Source organism: Haladaptatus pallidirubidus, from assembly GCF_020700235.1.
GTDB classification, from domain to species: Archaea; Halobacteriota; Halobacteria; order Halobacteriales; family Haladaptataceae; genus Haladaptatus; species Haladaptatus pallidirubidus.
This window is the reverse complement of record NZ_CP085301.1, coordinates 2,669,777-2,687,071: the sequence shown is the minus strand read 5'-3', so window position 1 is coordinate 2,687,071 and position 17,295 is coordinate 2,669,777. Positions and strand designations below refer to the sequence as shown.

Genomic DNA, 17,295 nt, shown 5'->3' with positions numbered 1-17,295 from the left:
GTTAGACTGCGTCCTCCAGTTCGAGTCGCGGCGCGATTCCGAGCGCCTTCATCTCGTCGAGTAGGAGCTTGAACGCGTAGCTCATCTCGATTTCGTGGATGTCCGTCTCCTCCTCGCAATTCGGACAGTACACGCGGTTCTGGTCGATGTTCTCGACTGCGCTCATTCCACACTGACCGCAGACGTAAATCCACTCGCGGTCGGAAGAGTCGAGAAGTCGTTCTTTGAGCGCCAGCGCCGCACCGTGTCCGATGAGCACCTCGCGCTCCATCTCTCCGACACGAAGGCCACCCTCGCGGGCGCGCCCTTCGGTCGGTTGGCGGGTCAGCACCTGCACCGGTCCGCGCGACCGGGCGTGGAGCTTGTTCGATACCATGTGGTACAGCTTGTGGTACAGAATGGTGCCGACGAAGATTTCCGCCTCGATCTTCTCGCCCGTCACGCCGGAGTACATGATTTCCTTTCCCGAGGATTTGTACCCGCGCTCTTCGAGCGCCGAGCGGAGTTCTTCTTTGTCTTCGCCGGTGAACGCCGTTCCGTCCACGCGACGTCCTTCGAGCGCACCGACTTTGCCACCGATCATCTCCAAAACGTGCCCGACCGTCATGCGCGACGGGAGCGCGTGCGGGTTGACGATAAGGTCGGGGACGACACCCTCCTGCGTGAAGGGCATGTCCTCTTGGGGCGCGATGTGACCGACGACGCCTTTCTGTCCGTGCCGCGATGCGAATTTATCCCCGAGTTCCGGGATTCGCTCGTCACGAACGGACACCTTGGAGAGCTTCGAACCGTCTTCGCCCTCCATCAGCGTGACCGTGTCAACGACGCCGGATTCGCCCGAGCGCATCGTCACGCTCGTTTCGCGGCGTTTCTGCGGCGACAGACCGCCCATATCGTCCGGCTCTTCGAGGAATCGCGGCGGACTCGTCTTGCCGAGCAGAACGCTGTTTTCGTCGACGCGCGTCTCGGGGTTGACCAACCCGTCCTCGTCCAGATGCGTGTACGCGTCCTCGCCGCGGGCGCCGCGAACGTCGTCGCTCGGAATTTCGAATCGGTCTTCCTGACCGCCGGGGTAACGGCGTTCCTCGCCCTCGTAGGTGCGGAAGAAGTGCGACCGCGCGAGCGCGCGGTCGACCGAACCGCTGTTGAGGACGAGCGCGTCCTCGATGTTGAACCCCTCGTAGCTCATCACGGCGACGGTGAAATTCTGCGCCGCGGGACGGTCGTCGAAGCCGATTTGCTCCGTCGTCTGCGTCTTCACCATCGACAGCTGCGGATAGTGAAAGAGGTGCTGGCGCGTGTCCGGTCGAATTCGATAGTTCGCCGCGGGCAGACCGAGCGACTGCTTCATCATCCCCGATCCCATCGTAATGCGCGGACTGGCGTTGTGCTCGGGGTACGGAATCATCCCGGCACCGATGCCGAAGATGAGCTGCGGGTCGATTTCGAGGTGCGTGTGGTCTTCGTTGAGGTCACCCTCGTCAACCGCGACGTAGATGTCCTCTTCTTCCTCGGCGTCGATGAACTCGATTTTGCCGCGCTCGACGAGCTCCTCGAACGAGAAATTGCCCCCTTTGACGGCCTCGATTTCCTCTTCCGTGATGAGCGGCTCGCCGTCCTCGATGACGAGGAGCGGTCGGCGGGCACGCCCCGCGTCGGCGTTGATGATGACTTCGCGGGTACGGTCTTTGACCGAAACGTTCACCATCTCGCTCACGTCGCCGCGGCGGCGCGCCTCCCGTACTTGGTTTGCAAGCTGTTCCGGGTCGGGGTGTGTCCCGACCAAGCTCCCGTTGACGTACACTTTTGCTTCTCGTCCCTGACTCATGATTTAGTCTGCGCTCCCTTCGATGCTCTCGATTCCTGGAATGCCCTCGACGCCCATCGACGAGAGTTCCTGTTTCAGTTCCTGTTCGTCCTCGATGTTCTGGCTGAGCTCCATCGCTTGCGCGAAGTTCTTCACCAGCCCACAGTTCGGCCCTTCCGGCGTTTCGGAGGGACAAATGCGACCCCACTGGGTCGCGTGCAGGTCGCGCGCCTCGAAGTGCGGTTGGCTCCGCGAAAGCGGACTGCGCAGACGGCGAAGGTGCGACAGCACGCCCATGAAGTCTGTACGGTCGACCAACTGGGACACGCCGGAGCGACCACCGACCCAGTTCCCGGTCGCAATCGGATGTTCGAGTCGCTCGGTCAGCACGTCGGAACGAACGACGGTGTTCACCGACAGCTGACGATTACGCATGTTCGCGCGTTCGAGCTGGTACTTCACGTCACGCGCCAACTTGTTCAGCGCCGTGCGGAACAGATCTTTCATCAGGTCGCCGGACACCTTCAGTCGCTTGTTGGCGTAGTGGTCTTTGTCGTCCGAATCGCGTCGGCCCAGCGCGAGTTCGAAACACGCCTCGGCCATCCGAGCGAGGTAGTACGCCTTGTTGATGCGCACTTCCTCTTCCTCGACACCGTCTTCGTGGAGGTGCGGCAGAAGGTAGCGGTCGATGACGTAGTTCGCCCGTTTCAGCTGGTAGTTTTTGCCCTGTCCGGAGGCGACTCGCTTTCCGAGCGATTCGATTGCTTCCTCTTGGGTCTGGACTTCCGCAGCCTCCAGATTTTCCAGCATGAACTTCACGATTTCTGGGTCGTCGGAGACGCGGTGGACGATTTCCTCGTCCGACTCCAACCCCAGTGCGCGAACGAGCGTGACGAAGTTGACGCTTCCCGAAACAGACGGGAACGACACTTCGAGCAGGCCGTCACGGGTTCGCTCTACAAGCACCAGCGCGCGGTATCCGCGGCGCTGGCTAAACGTTTTCGCGACCTGAATCTCGTCGCCGTACTTCGTGTCGTACTCGGCGAGAATCTTGTTCGGCGCGAGGTCTTCCGAGGTCATCAGCACACGCTCGGAGCCGTTGACGATGAAGTAGCCGCCCGGATCCGCCGGGTCTTCACCGATTTCGACCAAATCCTCCTCTTCGAAGTTGGCGATGTTACATTTCTCGGAGCCGACCATAATCGGCATCCGGCCGACCTTCGTTTCGGTCGTATCGACGACTCGCTTGTCGTCGCCTTCGCCTTTGACGATGGTCATCTCCATGAACACCGGCGCGGCGTAAGTGATGTTGCGGAGGCGTGCTTCCTGCGGGTAGAGAAGCTCTTCGCTCCCGTCCGCCTCACGCACGCGCGGAGTGACGACTCGAACGTCGCCGAGTTCCACGAACACCGGTTCTTCGCCCTCCTTGTCGCCGATGTCCGTGTCGATAGTGCCTTTCTCGGTCACAACTTCCTGCATGCCGCGAGTCAGGAAGGAGTTAAACGAGCGGTAGTGATGCTCTGCGAGTCGTTCTTTCGAGAAATACTGTCTCGATAGTGCGCGTCGGTCTTCCTGTTGCATTATTCCACCACGAGTCGGTATACGACTGCCCTGTCAGTCGTCCGAGAGTCACGAACGATTTTGATAACGTCGCCGATTTCCGCGTCGTCAGGCAACGCAGGGTCCGTCCGCTTGATTTTTGGCAAGTCTGTACTCTTGATTTCGTATTCCTCGAGCACTTCATCGAGTTCGCCCTCATCGACGATGGAGTGCTCCGGAACCATCTTGTGTTGGCTTACGTCTACCATGTGTGCGCGATTTTCTGACCAGCGGGAGAAATGGCTATCACGAGATACTACAGGGTATTACTGGCGGCACTCATTTAAGGCTTGCTAAGTAGCGCGCACACGCCCGGCTATCGCACCCCACACCATGCGGGCAGTTCTCTAACGCCATTATCTACTTCGTTCTGGTATAAATTATTTTGGCATGGGGGGAGTCGTCTCGTATCACGGTTCGCTCCGACACGCTGCCTTTGTTTGGAAAGCCTTAAGCGTACAAGCCAGAAAGGATGAACTGCGTCACATGCCCGGGTGGTGTAGTGGCCCATCATACAACCCTGTCACGGTTGTGACGCGGGTTCAAATCCCGCCTCGGGCGTTTTCTAACGAAGTTACGATTGAGAAGTGACTTGTTTGGTGAGTACTCAATTGCTTCCAGATATATTCATAGAAAGCAACTTCTCAGAAGTAGCGTATTACTAGTAGAGGGTATATGACTATTATCGTCTATTTTGTCGTTAACGACTATATTTACAATCATCAATCCATAGTAATTTCACAGGGGAAAGTGTTCACAGTGAACACGAAAGACAAAGATGACGAAACAGAAGCAAAAATAATTCATGCACTAATTTCTCACGGATACAGCGTTTCAATTCCGATTGGAGACAACGATAAATACGACATTATAGTAGACGACAATGGGTCACTCTATCGAGTTCAGTGCAAAACGGCATGGACTAACAAAGAAGGGACAATGCAATTTAATACACATACTCAAATTACGAAAGAAAGAAAATATCACGAAAATACGCATCACGGAGAAGTAGATGCGTTCCTGGTTCGATACCCGGAAAATGAAGAACTCTGTTGGATACAGATCGAGGAGGCGACTGAACAAAAGATGGAACTCCGATTCAACGCCAAAATAAACCACCCTTCGATTAATTGGGCAGCGGATTACGAGTTTGATGGCAGAATATAGTCAGAGCGATGGCTTGTATCACATTGATGTGATAGATTGACAAAGGAGAAGTAAATCGACACCCCTTAATAATGGCGCGAAAAAGAGATAACTGCGTTAAAGGCCCGGGTGGTGTAGTGGCCCATCATACAACCCTGTCACGGTTGTGACGCGGGTTCAAATCCCGCCTCGGGCGCTTTTTCAAATTTCAACTCTTGAGCGAGGCGTTTGCGTCGAGTACCGTTCGAACAAACTCGTTACGCTCGCCACGGCTATCTCTCCTCGAAAATACGACGCTTGGGGTCAATCGTACGAAATGCTTCTCGTCCGAAATGAGCATCTGGACGACACGAACGACCGGAGAAATATCGAACGGGAGGCAAACCTATAGGAATCACCGCGACGTGACAGGAGAGGGGGAAGGGGGACAAATGACGCCAGATAGGGAACGGAGCGTACGGAAACGCTTCCTTCTCACGTCGAACAGCAGGTGGGGAGTGGAGCAACCGAAGCGACGGGTGACCTATCGAAGATGAATCGCGAGTCGCTCGTTCCGATTTTCGTCGCAATGCTGCTCGTTACGCAGGGTTCGGTCGTCGCGGGTGGGATCGCTACGGAAGGAACCCACTCCAACGCGGATATCGAACAGCAGACGCAACCGGCGGACGCGGAGGCAACCGCGGATTTCGAACTCGTCTCCGTCGCGTCGAACGTTCCGGTAGACGGAAGCGGCAACCTCTCGCTCACGTTCGAAAACACCGGGAAAGACATCTCGAACGCACGAATCGCCGTCCAGTCGCCGAACGAAAGCGTTCGGTTCGGCGAGGCACAGAACGCGAACCAGTCGGGCGGCAACTGGTCTACCGGGGAACGACGAACGGTTACGTACAGACTGCTCGCGGAGGAGTTCGCGGAGATACGGAACTATCCGTTTCAGGCTTTTATTTCGTACACGACCGCCAACGGTTCGCGGGAGCGAACAGGGCCGTACACGTTCGACGTTCAACCCACGGAGCCGATACGGTTGGAGCGGTTCGAGGTGATGGACATCTCCTCGAACGTGCAGGCGGGTGATACGGGAACCATCTCGCTCACACTTGAAAACACGGGACGCGACGTTAGCGACGCCGTCGTCTCTTTGCAGTCACAAAGCGACCAACTTCGACTCGGGGAGTCGGGGAACGCCAGCCAGTTCGTCAGCGAATGGGCGACGGGCGAGGACGTGCGGGTCGAATATCAGGTGACGGCGAGCAACGACACCGTCGGCGGCAGTTACCCCTTCAGCATCTCCGTATCCTACGGGGAAGACGGCTCGCGGAATCAAACCGAATCGCAACTCATCGGCGTCATCCCGGCTCCGGAGCAATCGTTTTCGCTCACCGACGTGAACAGCACGCTCCGCGTCGGCGACGAAGGAGTCGTCACCGGAAGCGTCACCAACGAAGGGCCGCAAGTCGCGGAGAACGCGGTACTCGTCCTTCGGTCGCAGGGCGAGAACGTCTTTCCGCGGGAGACGGAGTACGCCCTCGGAACGCTCGAATCCGGCGAATCGGAACCGATTCGCTATCGAGTAGATGTGAGCGACGACACCGACCGCGGGCCGCGGCAGTTCTCGTTCGTCGTGCGCTATCAGAACCAGGACGGGGATTCGCGCCAGAGCAAACCGCTCGAAACCATGGTGCGAGTCGCACCCCAGCGAGACGAGTTCGTCGTCGAACCGCGAACCGAGTCGGTCGAACAGGGGTCGAGTTCGACCGTCTCGCTCGTCGTCACGAACAACGACGACAGAACGCTCCGCAATATCGACGCCCGGGCGTTCGTCGATAGTCCGCTCACGCTCGAAGAAGACCAAGCGTTCATCGCGCGATTGGAACCGAACGAATCGGCAACGATTGCGTTCAGCCTGAGCGCGGAGGGGGGAGCGCTGGCCGGAACGTATCCCATGTCGATCGACTTCCAGTACGAGCGGCCCGACGGGGAGAGCCAGCTTTCGGACACCTACGAAGTTCCGGTGCGGGTGACCGAATCGGAAGGGAACGACCTCCTTTCGTTCCTGAGCGGCGGAATTTTACTTCCCCTGATTCTCGTCCTCGGAGTCGTCCTCGTGGGTGTCGGCGGATTCGTCGCACTCCGGAGGTGGCGGGGTGGGCGGGGTGGGCGTGGTGGTTGACTACCAAGCAGTCATCGACTGGGCCGACGAGTGGATCGTCGGTCGCTCGAAAACCGTCCTGCTGGCGTTTCTCGTCCTGACCGCCGTGTTCGGCGTCGGACTCACCCGCGTTTCGACCGAGGCCGGGACGAGTCAGTTCACCGAGGACAGTCCCGCGCTGGAAGCGTTCGAGAACGTAAACGAGGAATTTACGCAACCGTTCGAGGCCGAAAACGGAAGCACGCAACTCATCCAAAGCGGTCGCAACGTGCTGTCGAAACCCGAGCTGGTGGCGATGCTGACGGCGCAGTACCGACTCGAACAACGGGAGGAACTTCGCGTCGCGTCCACGGCGAGCGCCGCGGGAATCGTCGCCCAAACGCTCGACCCGAACGCGACGACGCTCGAAGACCAGATTCGCGTTCTGAATCGGGCGACGTCGACCGAAATCGAAATCGCGGTTCGCCAAGCCGCAACCAATCCCGGATTTCGGGCGCTGTTGAGCAAGGATTTCAATCGCCGGTCGGCATCCGCCTCGGCGACTATCGGCATCGTCGAACACGCGATTCCGCGCGGCGTGTCGCAAGAAGCGGGCGCGGAAGCGTCGCCGGAAACCGATCCGCTCGCCGCGATTCAGATTCGCTCGCAGTCCGTCGTCGGTTCCGTCGATAGCGACATTCGACTGTTCGGAAGCGGCATTCTCACGGACGAGTTGTCGAGCGTCACGTTCGATTCGCTCATCATCGTCATCCCCGCCGCCGGAATACTGATTTTCATCTTTCTGCTGTTCGCCTACCGCGACCCGGTAGACCTCGTTTTAGGCGTCGTCTCGCTGGTGATGACCATCGTCTGGACGCTTGGATTCATGGGAATCGTCGGCATCCCCTTCACGCAGCTGTTGGTCGCCGTGCCGCCGCTCCTGCTCGCCGTAGGAATCGACTACGGAATCCACACCATCAACCGCTACCGCGAGGAGCGGGTCACCGGAGCGGGCGTGAAACCGTCGATGCGCCGCGCGACGGATCAGCTGCTCGTCGCGTTTTTCATCGTCACCGGAACCACGGTTCTCGGGTTCGCGTCGAACGTAACGAGTCGCCTCCAACCGATTCAGGAGTTCGGGGTGGTCGCGGCCATCGGCATCGTCTTTACCTTCCTCATCTTCGGCATCTTCCTTCCGGCCGCGAAGGTCGTCACTGACGACCTTCGCATTCGATTCCATCTGCCGACGTTCGGCGAGCGACCGCTGGGGGAAGAGGGCTCGCTGTTGGGTCGAACCTTATCGAGCAGCGTTGTACTCGCTCGCCGGGGTGCCGCCGTCGTCGTCGCGATTGCAGTCGTCCTCACCGTCGTTTCGGGCATCTACGCAACCGGAATCGACACGACGTTTTCGAACGATGACTTCCTCCCGCCGGAGGAGACGCCCGCGTACCTCGAAGCACTTCCGGAACCGTTCGCGCCGGAAACGTACACCGTAACGGAACTCACGAACTTCTTGGAGGAGAAGTTCGCCTCCGCCGAGGACGACACCGTGACGATTTACGTCGAGGGGCCGTTACGGGAGGATTACGCCCTCGAATCGATTCAACACGCCAACCGAAATCCGCCGGATTCGTTCCTCTCATCCGGCCGACAGGCCGATTCGGAAAGTATCATCACGGTTATTCAGGGCTACAGCGAACAGTCCGCGGAGTTTCGGCGACTGGTCGAACGAAACGATATCAACGGTGACGGCGTGCCGGACGATAATTTGGCGTTGATTTACGACCGACTGCTCGACTCTCCCGCCCGGGAGCAAGCGCTCGAATTCATCTCGGAAGACCGCCGGAGCGCGCAGGTCATCTACTCCACGAAAAGCGGCGCTTCGCAGGACGCGATTACGCGGGATGCCCGCCTCGTCGCCGACCGTTATCGATTCGACGCGGTTGCGACCGGCGAGATAGTCGTCTTCCAGTCCATCGCGGCGACCATCTTCACCTCCGCGATTCGAAGTTTGGCGACGGCGCTTGCCGCGACGGCGATTTTCCTCGTGGTTCTCTATCGTATCCTCGTTGGACGCGTCGCATTCGGCGTTATCAACCTCTTCCCAATCGTCGTCGCGGTGTCCCTGCTCGCGGGGACGATGCGACTGCTCGGGATTCCGTTCAACGCTCTGACCGCGACCGTTCTCGCAATCGCACTGGGGTTGGGCGTGGACTATTCGGCCCACGTCGTCCACCGATTCACCGACGAGTACGATGAAAAGGCGAATGCACAGACTGATGGGGAATCGAACGAAGACGTGTTCGCCGCACTCACCCGAACCGTCCGCGGCACGGGCGGCGCGCTGACGGGGAGCATGCTCACCACGATTTCGGGAACCGGAATCCTCGTTCTCGCAATCACGCCGGTTCTCGGCCAGTTCGGCCTCGTAACCGCCCTGAGCATCTTCTACTCCTATCTCACCGCCATCTTCCTGACGCCCTCCGCTATCGTCCTGTGGAATCGATATGCGCGGCAGAATCCGACAATCAGAGCGAAATCACGGTGGCGGTGAGATTGCCCACTGCGACCGCCGCCAATGCGCCGACGAGGTTGAGTGTCGCATTGGCGACCGCTTCTCTGCGTTTCCCCCGCTCGTACAATCGAACCGTTTCGAACGCGAAACTGGAGAACGTGGTAAAGGCACCACAAAATCCGGTTCCGAACAGCGTGAGCAGTGCCGGGTCGGTCATCAAGCAAGCGGTCAGTGCGCCGAGAACGAAACTTCCGAGGACGTTCACCGCGAAGGTTCCGTGAGCTTGGCCTGACAATTTCTGCCCGACGAGATGGCGACTCAGCGCGCCGAACACTCCGCCAACGCCGACGAGAACGACGGGATTCACGAGACGACACCCCCGACGACTCGCCGACCAAGAAGCACGGCCAGAAACCCGAGGACGTAGTTCGCCCCCACGTTGAGCACCGCGAACATCGGCGACAATCCCGCGGTTTGCACCGCGAAGGTGCTGTAGGTGGTGAACGAAGAGAGAAAGCCGGTGCCGACGATCAGTCGGGTTTCGGGCGACAGCCTATCGGCCAGATGCGCTTCGTACAACAGCACGCCGAGCGCGAAACTCCCGGCGACGTTGACCGCGAGCGTCCCCCACGGAAATCCTCCGGGAAGCGCACCGCTCACCGCGTACCGCAGAGCAGCGCCGACGAAGCCGCCGGCTGCGATGAGAAAAACCGGTTCGAGGCGCTTCAGCGCACGTGAGTTGTGTACCGACATCGTGTCATCGTAGAACCCATCAGCCCGGAGGCAGTTCCCGACGTGTCGCCGGTAAGCGAGGTTCATCGCTCGTGTTCGACTGCAATCGACAGCGCAACCTATCTTTTTCGGAGTTCGTTTTCATCGGAACTACGTTCACTCGCACTCGGACTTCCACCGCCGTGCTCGACCCGCCGCTTCCGAATCCGCACCGCGTGAACGCTTTCGGTCGCATCGTCCACGACGACGGCAGAACCGGGAGTTTCCGGCATTCGGTCGGAAAACGACTCTCGCATGTAGGTCGGACGAGCGTGCGCGAGCGCATCTCGGTCGTGACGCGAGGTTAGCCGATGGGATCACGAGCAGGTCGGACTGCGAAATCGCAACCTCGGGAAGCACGGCGGGACGCTGCGTCGCAGCGACTAAACTAACACCGGGGTGTCGCCCTCGGGTAATGATGGTTCTGAGCGCGGAGTCGGCGATACCGCCGAAGAAGGTGTGTGCTTCGTCCACCACCAACCACGGTAGTTTTCCAATCGATTCGGCGATCCGGGCGCGGTACAACTCCTCCGCAACCGCCCGAATTACGGCGTTCATCGGCGCGCTGTCGTAACCCGAACAGTCGAGAACGACACCCAACTCCGGTTCGACGCATCGCTCCGCGGTGAGACCGTCCGGCGAGAAAGTATTCCACGACTCCGCGAGCGCGAGGTGATTTCGTGCGGCGCGACGGGTCGCCCGGTTTGCGTCGGTGTTCTCAACGTAGTCGTTCATTTCCGCGAGCGTCCTCGATTCGCCGACCGCCCGCCACACCAACGACCCGGTCGGACTTTCGCGGTCGAGGCCGAGCAACTCACACCACGCGCGCGGCGAAAGCGCGGCGGCGGAAACGCACGGCTCAGAAATGACCTCGAATCCCGAAACTTCGGCAAATGTCGTGAACGCACCCATCGGGTCGGCGACGACCGGCGCAATTCTCTCCGCATCGGCGAGTTCCTCCACCAGTACGCCGAGCGTGTACGATTTCCCGTAGCCTCGTTTGCCGACCACCAGCGCGACATGCGGACCGTCGAGGTCGATTTGTACCGATGCACCTGTACTACCGTCTGGCGCGGTAGTGGCCGAGCAATCCCGAAATTCCGCGGTCGTCGGTTCGCCCCAAAACCTCCGTCATGGCAGGGAGTGGTTCCGTCTTTTCGGATAAAGGCTCGCACGAATGTTTATATTCAAAACCGGAACCAGTCCGAACCATGTCCACACGTCAGCGGTTTCGGTCGGACGACCGCGCAATCGAAGGCCTGCCGATTCGACTGGTCATCGCACTCGTCGTCGGCGTCGCCAGTCTCTCGGTCATGATGAACATGATAAGATACGATTAATACATGAGAATCCTATATTTTTGCGCCAGTGAAAAAATGATTGTAATTCAATGAATGTAGATCGCCATCGGTCTGATTTGGATATCGGGATACCCAATCTTGAAATCCGAATCTCGGACATCTCGCTCAAGCATGTCCGAGAAAGCATCTGCCAGTCCTTTTATCGCTTTTCTCCGTTCTGTTCTGGCTTCACGGTCATTTCCTGGCATCATTTCAGCCAGATCTAATAGCCATTCTTCTTCTCCTTCTTCGAATACGTGTTCTATCCGTCCAAGAACTTGATATTCTGTGTATCTGGAGAGCGATTCCCCTAATTCATCTGAGTTCAGATAGAATACCAAATCAGAATCAAGGGAATCTGATGATTTGCTTACTCGATAAATATCCTCTCCAGAAGCAAGTTCATCAATGAACTCCATCACTTGGCTTAATGACATTTCCTCATCACTATCAATTTGCTCGTCTTCCATGCCAAACATCTCTATGTATGGCCAGAATTGCTCAATTTTCCCTTGCAGTTCGTTTATTGGCGATGAAGTGATTCGACCTTTCACTTGAACAAAGTCTCCATTGTTTAAATCATCTCGTTCTGCATTAGTTATGGTATCAAGGTATATTATGTCATCTTCATCTTTGAGAATACTATGAAGTATAGCAAATTTTCCGATGATATTCATTTGACGAATGCGTTCTGATTCCTCCTCTTCTCCGGAAGTACGATTAAACTGCATACTTATGATCTTCTTCAATCCTGCCCCTTTCGTTGTAGATTCGGATTCCAAAGATCGATCAACCACTTCTTGAATTTCGCCTTCGTTGAAGTAATCATACAATCTATTTATCAATTGATCGTTTGTATACACAATCTCGGGTACATCTGATAAGGATGTCATGTAAATATATTTATATTTATCCAATATAAATGTTTCCCATGCCCATATTACCAATTATTGAATTTTCGCTCAAACTTGAACTTAGGTGTATTAACCGGCTTAATACCAACGATTCCCTGAACGGCACTCATATTCTACACGGGATTTCATACTTAGTTGATATTCAATGAATTCATCAAAAAGCTATGGTTCTATAGTTCGAGGGTACAATAACACGAAGTGATCTATTGTAAAATATGGGTAAAACATCCATCCAGGTATCTGATGAACTCGCCGACGAATTATAAGACCGAAAGAAGGGCGGTGAATCGTACGAGGATGTTATCTGGCGACTTCTTGAAGACGATAAATAATCTCTAAGCTAAAAGCGCAAGCATCGCCGTCACGAACATCATAATCGCCCCGAACACCGCCCACTTCTCCCATCTCCCAATAATTGCCATCCCCACGAGGACGAAGATTGAGATACCAACCGCGACGAGGATCATGCTACCACCGATTTCTCTCATTTTTGACTTACAAATTATATATTGTGCGCCAGTCACTTAATTTGTGAGCTAAGATATTGCAGATCGAATTGCGAGCAAAAAAGTGTCAAAAATACAGCTACGAACTGGTAGGTCCTCGTATTGATGCAAAAATGCGTCCAGCTAGTCGCCATTTCGAAAGTCGATATCGAAAAAGCTCTGCGAAAAATATTGCACAAAAAATATATCGTCAAAAGATAGCCGAAATCGCCACGAATGAAGAAGAAGAGGGTTGAACAGGACCCTCCAAGAGATGACTTGGTTAGGCCTCCAAAATTTCTACTATTATGGAAGAAATCGCCGGAAGCGACTTACCTTCGATTTTCACGGGGGATAATCCCCGTGCTTATACTTTCGCACCACATCATATATAACTCTTTCGAAAGTATTATATACGAGTAATACTTATATTATAATAGAGTTTCGAATGAGGAGATTGGAATCTAATCTAAATGCGGAGAACAGGTCTGTCAAGCATGTGGTTGCTGGGAGTGACGGCGAATGAGCGTCGATCGGCAAATGGTCGAGCATCTTGTCGAAGAGATCAATAAGCATGACGTGGATCCTTCGGAATTGATTGTCGTCAAAAAGACTGCCCTTAAGAAGCTTCAAAAGGAGAACGAGGAACTTCGAGGGGAGATCGAGGGTGAAACGGAGGAGCTATCGAGTGGCGACAGTCGTAAGGCCGCTCTCAAGCTCATTAGGGATCACTTCGAGAATAAGGAGGATGACGAGGAAGACGACGAAGAGGAAATGACCGAGAGAGAAATCCTCGAACGGAGATTGCGTCACTATCGAGGCGATCGATCTGGTGCTTGGTCCACTGCTGCGGATCGAGTCGAGGAGGAGCTTGCCTCCCTCGATGACGAGGACAGAGAGGTCGAGGAGCTATCAGACCCATCCCCGAAAGCAATGGCACAGAGCCGCCAGGAGGCGCCCCAGGAGGACGACAGCGAGGATGAGATGACTCCTCGTGAAAAACTCGATGCCGCTCTCCGGAGAGACATCCACGACAACAAAACGGAAGATATGAGCAAGTCGCCCCTCGCCGAGGCACATCGATCCACTGGGGAGACCGAGGAATTGTCAGGAGGAATTGAGCAGGTGGACGGGAAAGGCGACGATGACGAAATGTCCGCTAAGGAGCGACTGGTCGAGGCACTACGACAGGACCGTGAGGCCCGGGAATGAGTGCATCTCAATCTATTTTTGAGGATTGGTCGGTGGACGAGAGTCCTCCCGAGTGTTATCGGGAGTGGTTGGGTGAAGACAACAGTGATCATGAGGCTGAGCCTCGATGTGCCTGTAGCGAGGAGGTTAGCCTCCAGTTCGCCCGAGTCTTCGGGGACAACGACAACGAGGTATTCGCGTGTCGCGCCTGCTCGTCGCTCTCGGAGCGTCAAAAGGTCATGCGGAGTTATCGCTGATCTCCGTGAACCATGCCAGTTATGCCACAAACTAAAGGCGACATCTTGCAAACTATCAAACAGAACATCAAGGATAAATCTGCAAGACTAACCAACTTTATCGAGGGGACATTCGATCGCATTTTTACCGAAGCTTTTGTGATTTAGCAAAAGACGCCGAATATCGTCGTCTTGCAGTGCAACTGTCGCCGTGAATGCTCACAAAAACGTAGTCAGTAGAGTGGTGGTTCGGCTTAGCAGTCATCTTCCGAATCGCTTTCGGACGACGATTCTTCCGATCCCGTGGACTCCGTTTCTTCGCTACTATCGTCGGAGGATCCACCATTCGAATCACCATCGTCAGATCCATCAGTTGTAGTCTCGTCCGAAGTGGTATCTTCCGAGTCGTCGTTTCCACTTTCTTCAGTGGTGGTCTCCTCTGTGGTCGTAGTTTCCTCTGGAGTTTCTTCAGACGTGGCAACGACGTTCCCATCCGTATCGAGAAGCGCAATCACGTCTTCACGTTCGTTGTTGAGTACTTCACCTTCATATGGACGTTCGACTACTACCGCGCCACTGACTTCTTTCGCACCCGTGGCGACAGTCAATGTCTCATCCGCTGGAATTGTCGTCCCCTCGGGCAACTTACGTCGTTGGTTGTATTGTTTATTCGAATATTCGAAGGCAAGGGTGTACCCCCCAATGTCGACATTGCTATCTCCGTCATTCTTGAGGACAATGTATTCATCTTCAGCGTTAATTTCACTAATAATGATAGATATTTCTTCTCCATCAGCACCCATAACTTGAGTTGCGCCGACTCCAACCGCTGCCACTGCTGCCATTGATCCTAATATCTTTCTTCGGGTTGTTTTCATAACCAGATGAATTATTCAATTTAACTATAATAAACCTTTGCTAATAAATTTGCTTATCTGTGTTCATCCATACTTGTTCGAATCCGATTTGGACTATGACGCTAGATCTCGAAGGGCTTAAACCTTCCCTCAAGGATAATTTCTTTTCTAGACTCTACTGTGGCCTGCTAAGCCGTGATATATTAGTATTCATCTGCTCAACTTGCATCAGCCTCTTACCGGAACCAGGGCGGTCTCTGCCCCTCTTCCACACTTTTAAAATGATCTTCGCACAAAAGAGGTTCATCAGGGAGAGGAGTCATTTCGGATGGTTCCGGTTCCAGATCACGCATTTCCTCCGTTTTTCTGGTTGTGTAAACACCCTCATTTGAGCATGGATTATCTGACGTGTTATACCCACATCCAAATGCATCCGGGCGATTTTGCTTCAGCTTGCTAAAACAACGCTGACAGATGACTCCTACTCCTTCTGCTGGTTGTTCTCTGCGAACGAGTGAGCCCTCGAAAGTTCGATTCTTGCCACAAATAAGGCAGTTCATACTTTTGATTCGAATTGTTACTTTAAAAAGGTAATCAGTCTGGAGTGGAAGTGAATCGTATCTAATGTCCATACTAGCCTAATTAGGTCTGACCCATCTCCTCACAGAAGCCACAGCAGACTCATATAGCGATTCCTTGTTTTTGTGGCCAATAACACTCTAAGAGGATTCGACAGCGAGAGCGCTAGATAGGTTATTTCGGATTGCAATAGGATTGATGAGATATCTTATCGAAATCCATCGTCAAATCATCTTATCCAAAATTAGGAAAGGTATATAAAGAATCGCAAGAGGGGAGCTTTGTCTGGGTTGACGTAAGTATAGAAACTATCCTTCCTTAGTATACCGCATATTATACTATATTACAGTAGTACTAGTATACTGTACCTCTTCTTCCTCCATCTTACTAAGATAATCAGCACGTTGCTTCTTTAATTCTCCTTCAGTTATGTAATTCTCCAGAAACATTTCATGGATCGATCCACTGGTCGGGATATCTGTTTGCTTGATCCAGTATTCATATTGCCCCTGTCGTTGGTGTTTCAATATACCCACTTTCTCAAGATCTCGGAGCACCTTCACAACTTGATCCCTCTTCACACCAACTAAGCCATGATTCACAATCTCTTTCGTCCGAAACTTGTCGTCAAACGCTTTATCGGCGACCCATATGATGAAGGCAGCTTGTTTCTGGACGACTCCCCGGGTTGATTTGTCGTTTTGTCCTCCCTTGTAGCATTCCCCAATATCGAGAGTATATTTCATCGCAGCAGTAAGAACCGAGTCACGGTAAAAGTCGCCAGAGGTAGACCATCTCGGAGGACTCAGTTGGTTCATTACTTGCTGAACTGTATCTTCAGGGTTAGGAAAACTACCAAAGATCCACATCAGCTTTTGTGCCAGGGCTGTTTCGGCCTTCGACCGGTCTTTGCCAAATTCAAGGTCATGATCCCTCGGATAACCACCTTTCTCGGCAAAGGTGCATAGTCGGTCGAATTTCCCGTCCATCTCCCGACCTTTATCCAGCCAATCCTGCTCATCGACGTTCAACTCTCGCGTTTCGATCTCGACATTCTCGACCGGTTCGGGTGAGTTGTCATACTTCTCGATAAGCTCGATAAGGCCGTCCACGTCGTCCTCAGCGAGTCGGCAGATGGGTGTGGGGATTATTAGACTATACCGTCCCTCCCCCGCCTCCCCACAGTCGTGCCAGTCCTTAGAACAGCCTGTGAGTTCGGAACCAGGTGCCACGACTTGTTGTGTCGTAGCCCATTCAACCTCAACTGGGTCGATCGTGATTTTCGAACGGTTGTTAAACGCTTCTCGAAATCGTTCTTCAGTCCCTACAGGGACCCCGTAGAAAAGGCGTCCTCCGCCGTGAGGAGTTGTTCCCCCTGTTGTGGGATGCTTATCGAAAAAGGCCTGAATGTCGTCAGGAACACTTGGACTGCCGCCATAGTCGTCAATGTCGATATTCAGCAGTCCATTACCTGCCGTAACTCCGTAATTGCCGGATATCTCCTCCGGCTCGCGTTGATTCGTCGTCTGATTCCAACCTGTATCATAGGCTCCCTTCGAATCCGAACCCACCCGAACGCACCTATTAGTGGGTATGCCCGCATCCCGAAGCAATTCGATGAACTGCTGTTTGAGATTCCCAGCCTCGACGTGTGATACCAGAGTCGATGTCGAGATGCTCATCGTCTCACCCCAGTATCGAAGAATATGAGGGAATCATTCCTATTC

Annotated in this window: 14 protein-coding genes, 2 tRNA genes and 2 pseudogenes; 8 read left to right on the top strand and 10 right to left on the bottom strand. The window is 54.6% G+C overall.

From position 1 onward, the window contains the following. Position 1 precedes the first annotated feature (1 nt). Genes rpoB through LIX15_RS14555 form a run of 3 tightly spaced genes read right to left on the bottom strand, consistent with a single transcriptional unit; the run spans position 2 to position 3,615 of the window. The gene (gene rpoB, locus LIX15_RS14565) at positions 2–1,828 is read right to left on the bottom strand and encodes a DNA-directed RNA polymerase subunit B (RefSeq protein WP_227773889.1); all 1,827 of its coding nucleotides are present in this window, start codon (positions 1,826–1,828) and stop codon (positions 2–4) included. Positions 1,829–1,831: 3 nt separating this feature from the next. Further along, positions 1,832–3,388: a DNA-directed RNA polymerase subunit B'' gene (locus LIX15_RS14560; protein WP_227773888.1), complete on the bottom strand. Its 1,557-nt coding sequence runs from the start codon at positions 3,386–3,388 to the stop codon at positions 1,832–1,834. Then, the gene (locus LIX15_RS14555; protein ID WP_227773887.1) at positions 3,388–3,615 is read right to left on the bottom strand and encodes a DNA-directed RNA polymerase subunit H; all 228 of its coding nucleotides are present in this window, start codon (positions 3,613–3,615) and stop codon (positions 3,388–3,390) included. The genes LIX15_RS14560 and LIX15_RS14555 overlap by 1 nt, the downstream gene beginning before the upstream one ends. A gap of 279 nt (positions 3,616–3,894) precedes the next feature. Between LIX15_RS14555 and LIX15_RS14550 the strand changes: the two genes are divergently transcribed. The 5 genes from LIX15_RS14550 to LIX15_RS14530 all read left to right on the top strand — a co-directional run bounded on the left by LIX15_RS14550 (position 3,895) and on the right by LIX15_RS14530 (position 9,234). Further along, a tRNA-Asp gene (locus LIX15_RS14550) sits at positions 3,895–3,967 on the top strand. Between the two features lie 198 nt (positions 3,968–4,165). After that, the gene (locus tag LIX15_RS14545; RefSeq protein WP_227773886.1) at positions 4,166–4,573 is read left to right on the top strand and encodes a group I intron-associated PD-(D/E)XK endonuclease; all 408 of its coding nucleotides are present in this window, start codon (positions 4,166–4,168) and stop codon (positions 4,571–4,573) included. A gap of 102 nt (positions 4,574–4,675) precedes the next feature. Beyond that, positions 4,676–4,748 (top strand) — tRNA-Asp (locus LIX15_RS14540). A gap of 294 nt (positions 4,749–5,042) precedes the next feature. Continuing rightward, positions 5,043–6,722, top strand: a complete 1,680-nt coding sequence (locus LIX15_RS14535) for a COG1361 S-layer family protein (protein ID WP_227773885.1) — start codon at positions 5,043–5,045, stop codon at positions 6,720–6,722. Further along, on the top strand, positions 6,715–9,234 hold the full coding sequence (locus LIX15_RS14530) for an efflux RND transporter permease subunit (RefSeq protein WP_227776897.1): 2,520 nt from the start codon (positions 6,715–6,717) through the stop codon (positions 9,232–9,234). The genes LIX15_RS14535 and LIX15_RS14530 overlap by 8 nt, the downstream gene beginning before the upstream one ends. Here LIX15_RS14530 and crcB (LIX15_RS14525) read toward each other — a convergent pair. The 3 genes and pseudogenes from crcB (LIX15_RS14525) to LIX15_RS14515 all read right to left on the bottom strand — a co-directional run bounded on the left by crcB (LIX15_RS14525) (position 9,209) and on the right by LIX15_RS14515 (position 11,101). Beyond that, positions 9,209–9,562, bottom strand: coding sequence for a fluoride efflux transporter CrcB (crcB, locus tag LIX15_RS14525; RefSeq protein ID WP_227773884.1), 354 nt, complete (start codon positions 9,560–9,562; stop codon positions 9,209–9,211). The genes LIX15_RS14530 and crcB (LIX15_RS14525) overlap by 26 nt on opposite strands. Beyond that, positions 9,559–9,948, bottom strand: a complete 390-nt coding sequence (crcB, locus tag LIX15_RS14520) for a fluoride efflux transporter CrcB (protein WP_227776896.1) — start codon at positions 9,946–9,948, stop codon at positions 9,559–9,561. Before crcB (LIX15_RS14520) ends, crcB (LIX15_RS14525) begins: the two co-directional genes overlap by 4 nt. 98 nt (positions 9,949–10,046) lie before the next feature. Continuing rightward, positions 10,047–11,101 (bottom strand): annotated as a pseudogene (locus LIX15_RS14515) (ATP-binding protein). A 76-nt stretch (positions 11,102–11,177) separates the two neighbouring features. Here LIX15_RS14515 and LIX15_RS14510 point away from each other — a divergent pair. Continuing rightward, positions 11,178–11,294, top strand: a pseudogene (locus LIX15_RS14510) (carboxypeptidase regulatory-like domain-containing protein); the annotation flags it as partial. 59 nt (positions 11,295–11,353) lie between these two features. Here the strand turns inward: LIX15_RS14510 and LIX15_RS14505 are convergent. Both LIX15_RS14505 and LIX15_RS14500 read right to left on the bottom strand, forming a co-directional pair. After that, on the bottom strand, positions 11,354–12,199 hold the full coding sequence (locus LIX15_RS14505; protein ID WP_227773883.1) for a DUF6414 family protein: 846 nt from the start codon (positions 12,197–12,199) through the stop codon (positions 11,354–11,356). 356 nt (positions 12,200–12,555) lie between these two features. Next, positions 12,556–12,708, bottom strand: coding sequence for a hypothetical protein (locus tag LIX15_RS14500; protein ID WP_227773882.1), 153 nt, complete (start codon positions 12,706–12,708; stop codon positions 12,556–12,558). A 519-nt stretch (positions 12,709–13,227) separates the two neighbouring features. On the opposite strand from LIX15_RS14500, the gene LIX15_RS14495 reads away from it, so the two are divergent. Together LIX15_RS14495 and LIX15_RS14490 are read left to right on the top strand one after the other, a co-directional pair. Beyond that, on the top strand, positions 13,228–13,917 hold the full coding sequence (locus LIX15_RS14495) for a hypothetical protein (RefSeq protein WP_227773881.1): 690 nt from the start codon (positions 13,228–13,230) through the stop codon (positions 13,915–13,917). Beyond that, positions 13,914–14,153, top strand: a complete 240-nt coding sequence (locus LIX15_RS14490; RefSeq protein ID WP_227773880.1) for a DUF7563 family protein — start codon at positions 13,914–13,916, stop codon at positions 14,151–14,153. The genes LIX15_RS14495 and LIX15_RS14490 overlap by 4 nt, the downstream gene beginning before the upstream one ends. A 233-nt stretch (positions 14,154–14,386) precedes the next feature. On the opposite strand, the gene LIX15_RS14485 is transcribed toward LIX15_RS14490, so the two are convergent. Both LIX15_RS14485 and LIX15_RS14480 read right to left on the bottom strand, forming a co-directional pair. Beyond that, complete coding sequence (locus tag LIX15_RS14485) at positions 14,387–15,010, bottom strand: lamin tail domain-containing protein (RefSeq protein ID WP_227773879.1); 624 nt, start codon at positions 15,008–15,010, stop codon at positions 14,387–14,389. 896 nt (positions 15,011–15,906) lie between these two features. After that, positions 15,907–17,250, bottom strand: coding sequence for a hypothetical protein (locus tag LIX15_RS14480; RefSeq protein WP_227773878.1), 1,344 nt, complete (start codon positions 17,248–17,250; stop codon positions 15,907–15,909). Positions 17,251–17,295: the final 45 nt, after the last annotated feature.

What these genes read in the sequence shown, in the direction of transcription:
- rpoB (WP_227773889.1), bottom strand. Translation starts at nt 1,828, where the DNA reads ATGAGTCAGGGACGAGAAGCAAAAGTGTACGTCAACGGGAGCTTGGTC.
- LIX15_RS14560 (WP_227773888.1), bottom strand. Translation starts at nt 3,388, where the DNA reads ATGCAACAGGAAGACCGACGCGCACTATCGAGACAGTATTTCTCGAAA.
- LIX15_RS14555 (WP_227773887.1), bottom strand. Translation starts at nt 3,615, where the DNA reads ATGGTAGACGTAAGCCAACACAAGATGGTTCCGGAGCACTCCATCGTC.
- crcB (WP_227776896.1), bottom strand. Translation starts at nt 9,948, where the DNA reads ATGTCGGTACACAACTCACGTGCGCTGAAGCGCCTCGAACCGGTTTTT.
- LIX15_RS14505 (WP_227773883.1), bottom strand. Translation starts at nt 12,199, where the DNA reads ATGACATCCTTATCAGATGTACCCGAGATTGTGTATACAAACGATCAA.
- LIX15_RS14500 (WP_227773882.1), bottom strand. Translation starts at nt 12,708, where the DNA reads ATGAGAGAAATCGGTGGTAGCATGATCCTCGTCGCGGTTGGTATCTCA.
- LIX15_RS14495 (WP_227773881.1), top strand. Translation starts at nt 13,228, where the DNA reads ATGAGCGTCGATCGGCAAATGGTCGAGCATCTTGTCGAAGAGATCAAT.
- LIX15_RS14490 (WP_227773880.1), top strand. Translation starts at nt 13,914, where the DNA reads ATGAGTGCATCTCAATCTATTTTTGAGGATTGGTCGGTGGACGAGAGT.
- LIX15_RS14485 (WP_227773879.1), bottom strand. Translation starts at nt 15,010, where the DNA reads ATGAAAACAACCCGAAGAAAGATATTAGGATCAATGGCAGCAGTGGCA.
- LIX15_RS14480 (WP_227773878.1), bottom strand. Translation starts at nt 17,250, where the DNA reads ATGAGCATCTCGACATCGACTCTGGTATCACACGTCGAGGCTGGGAAT.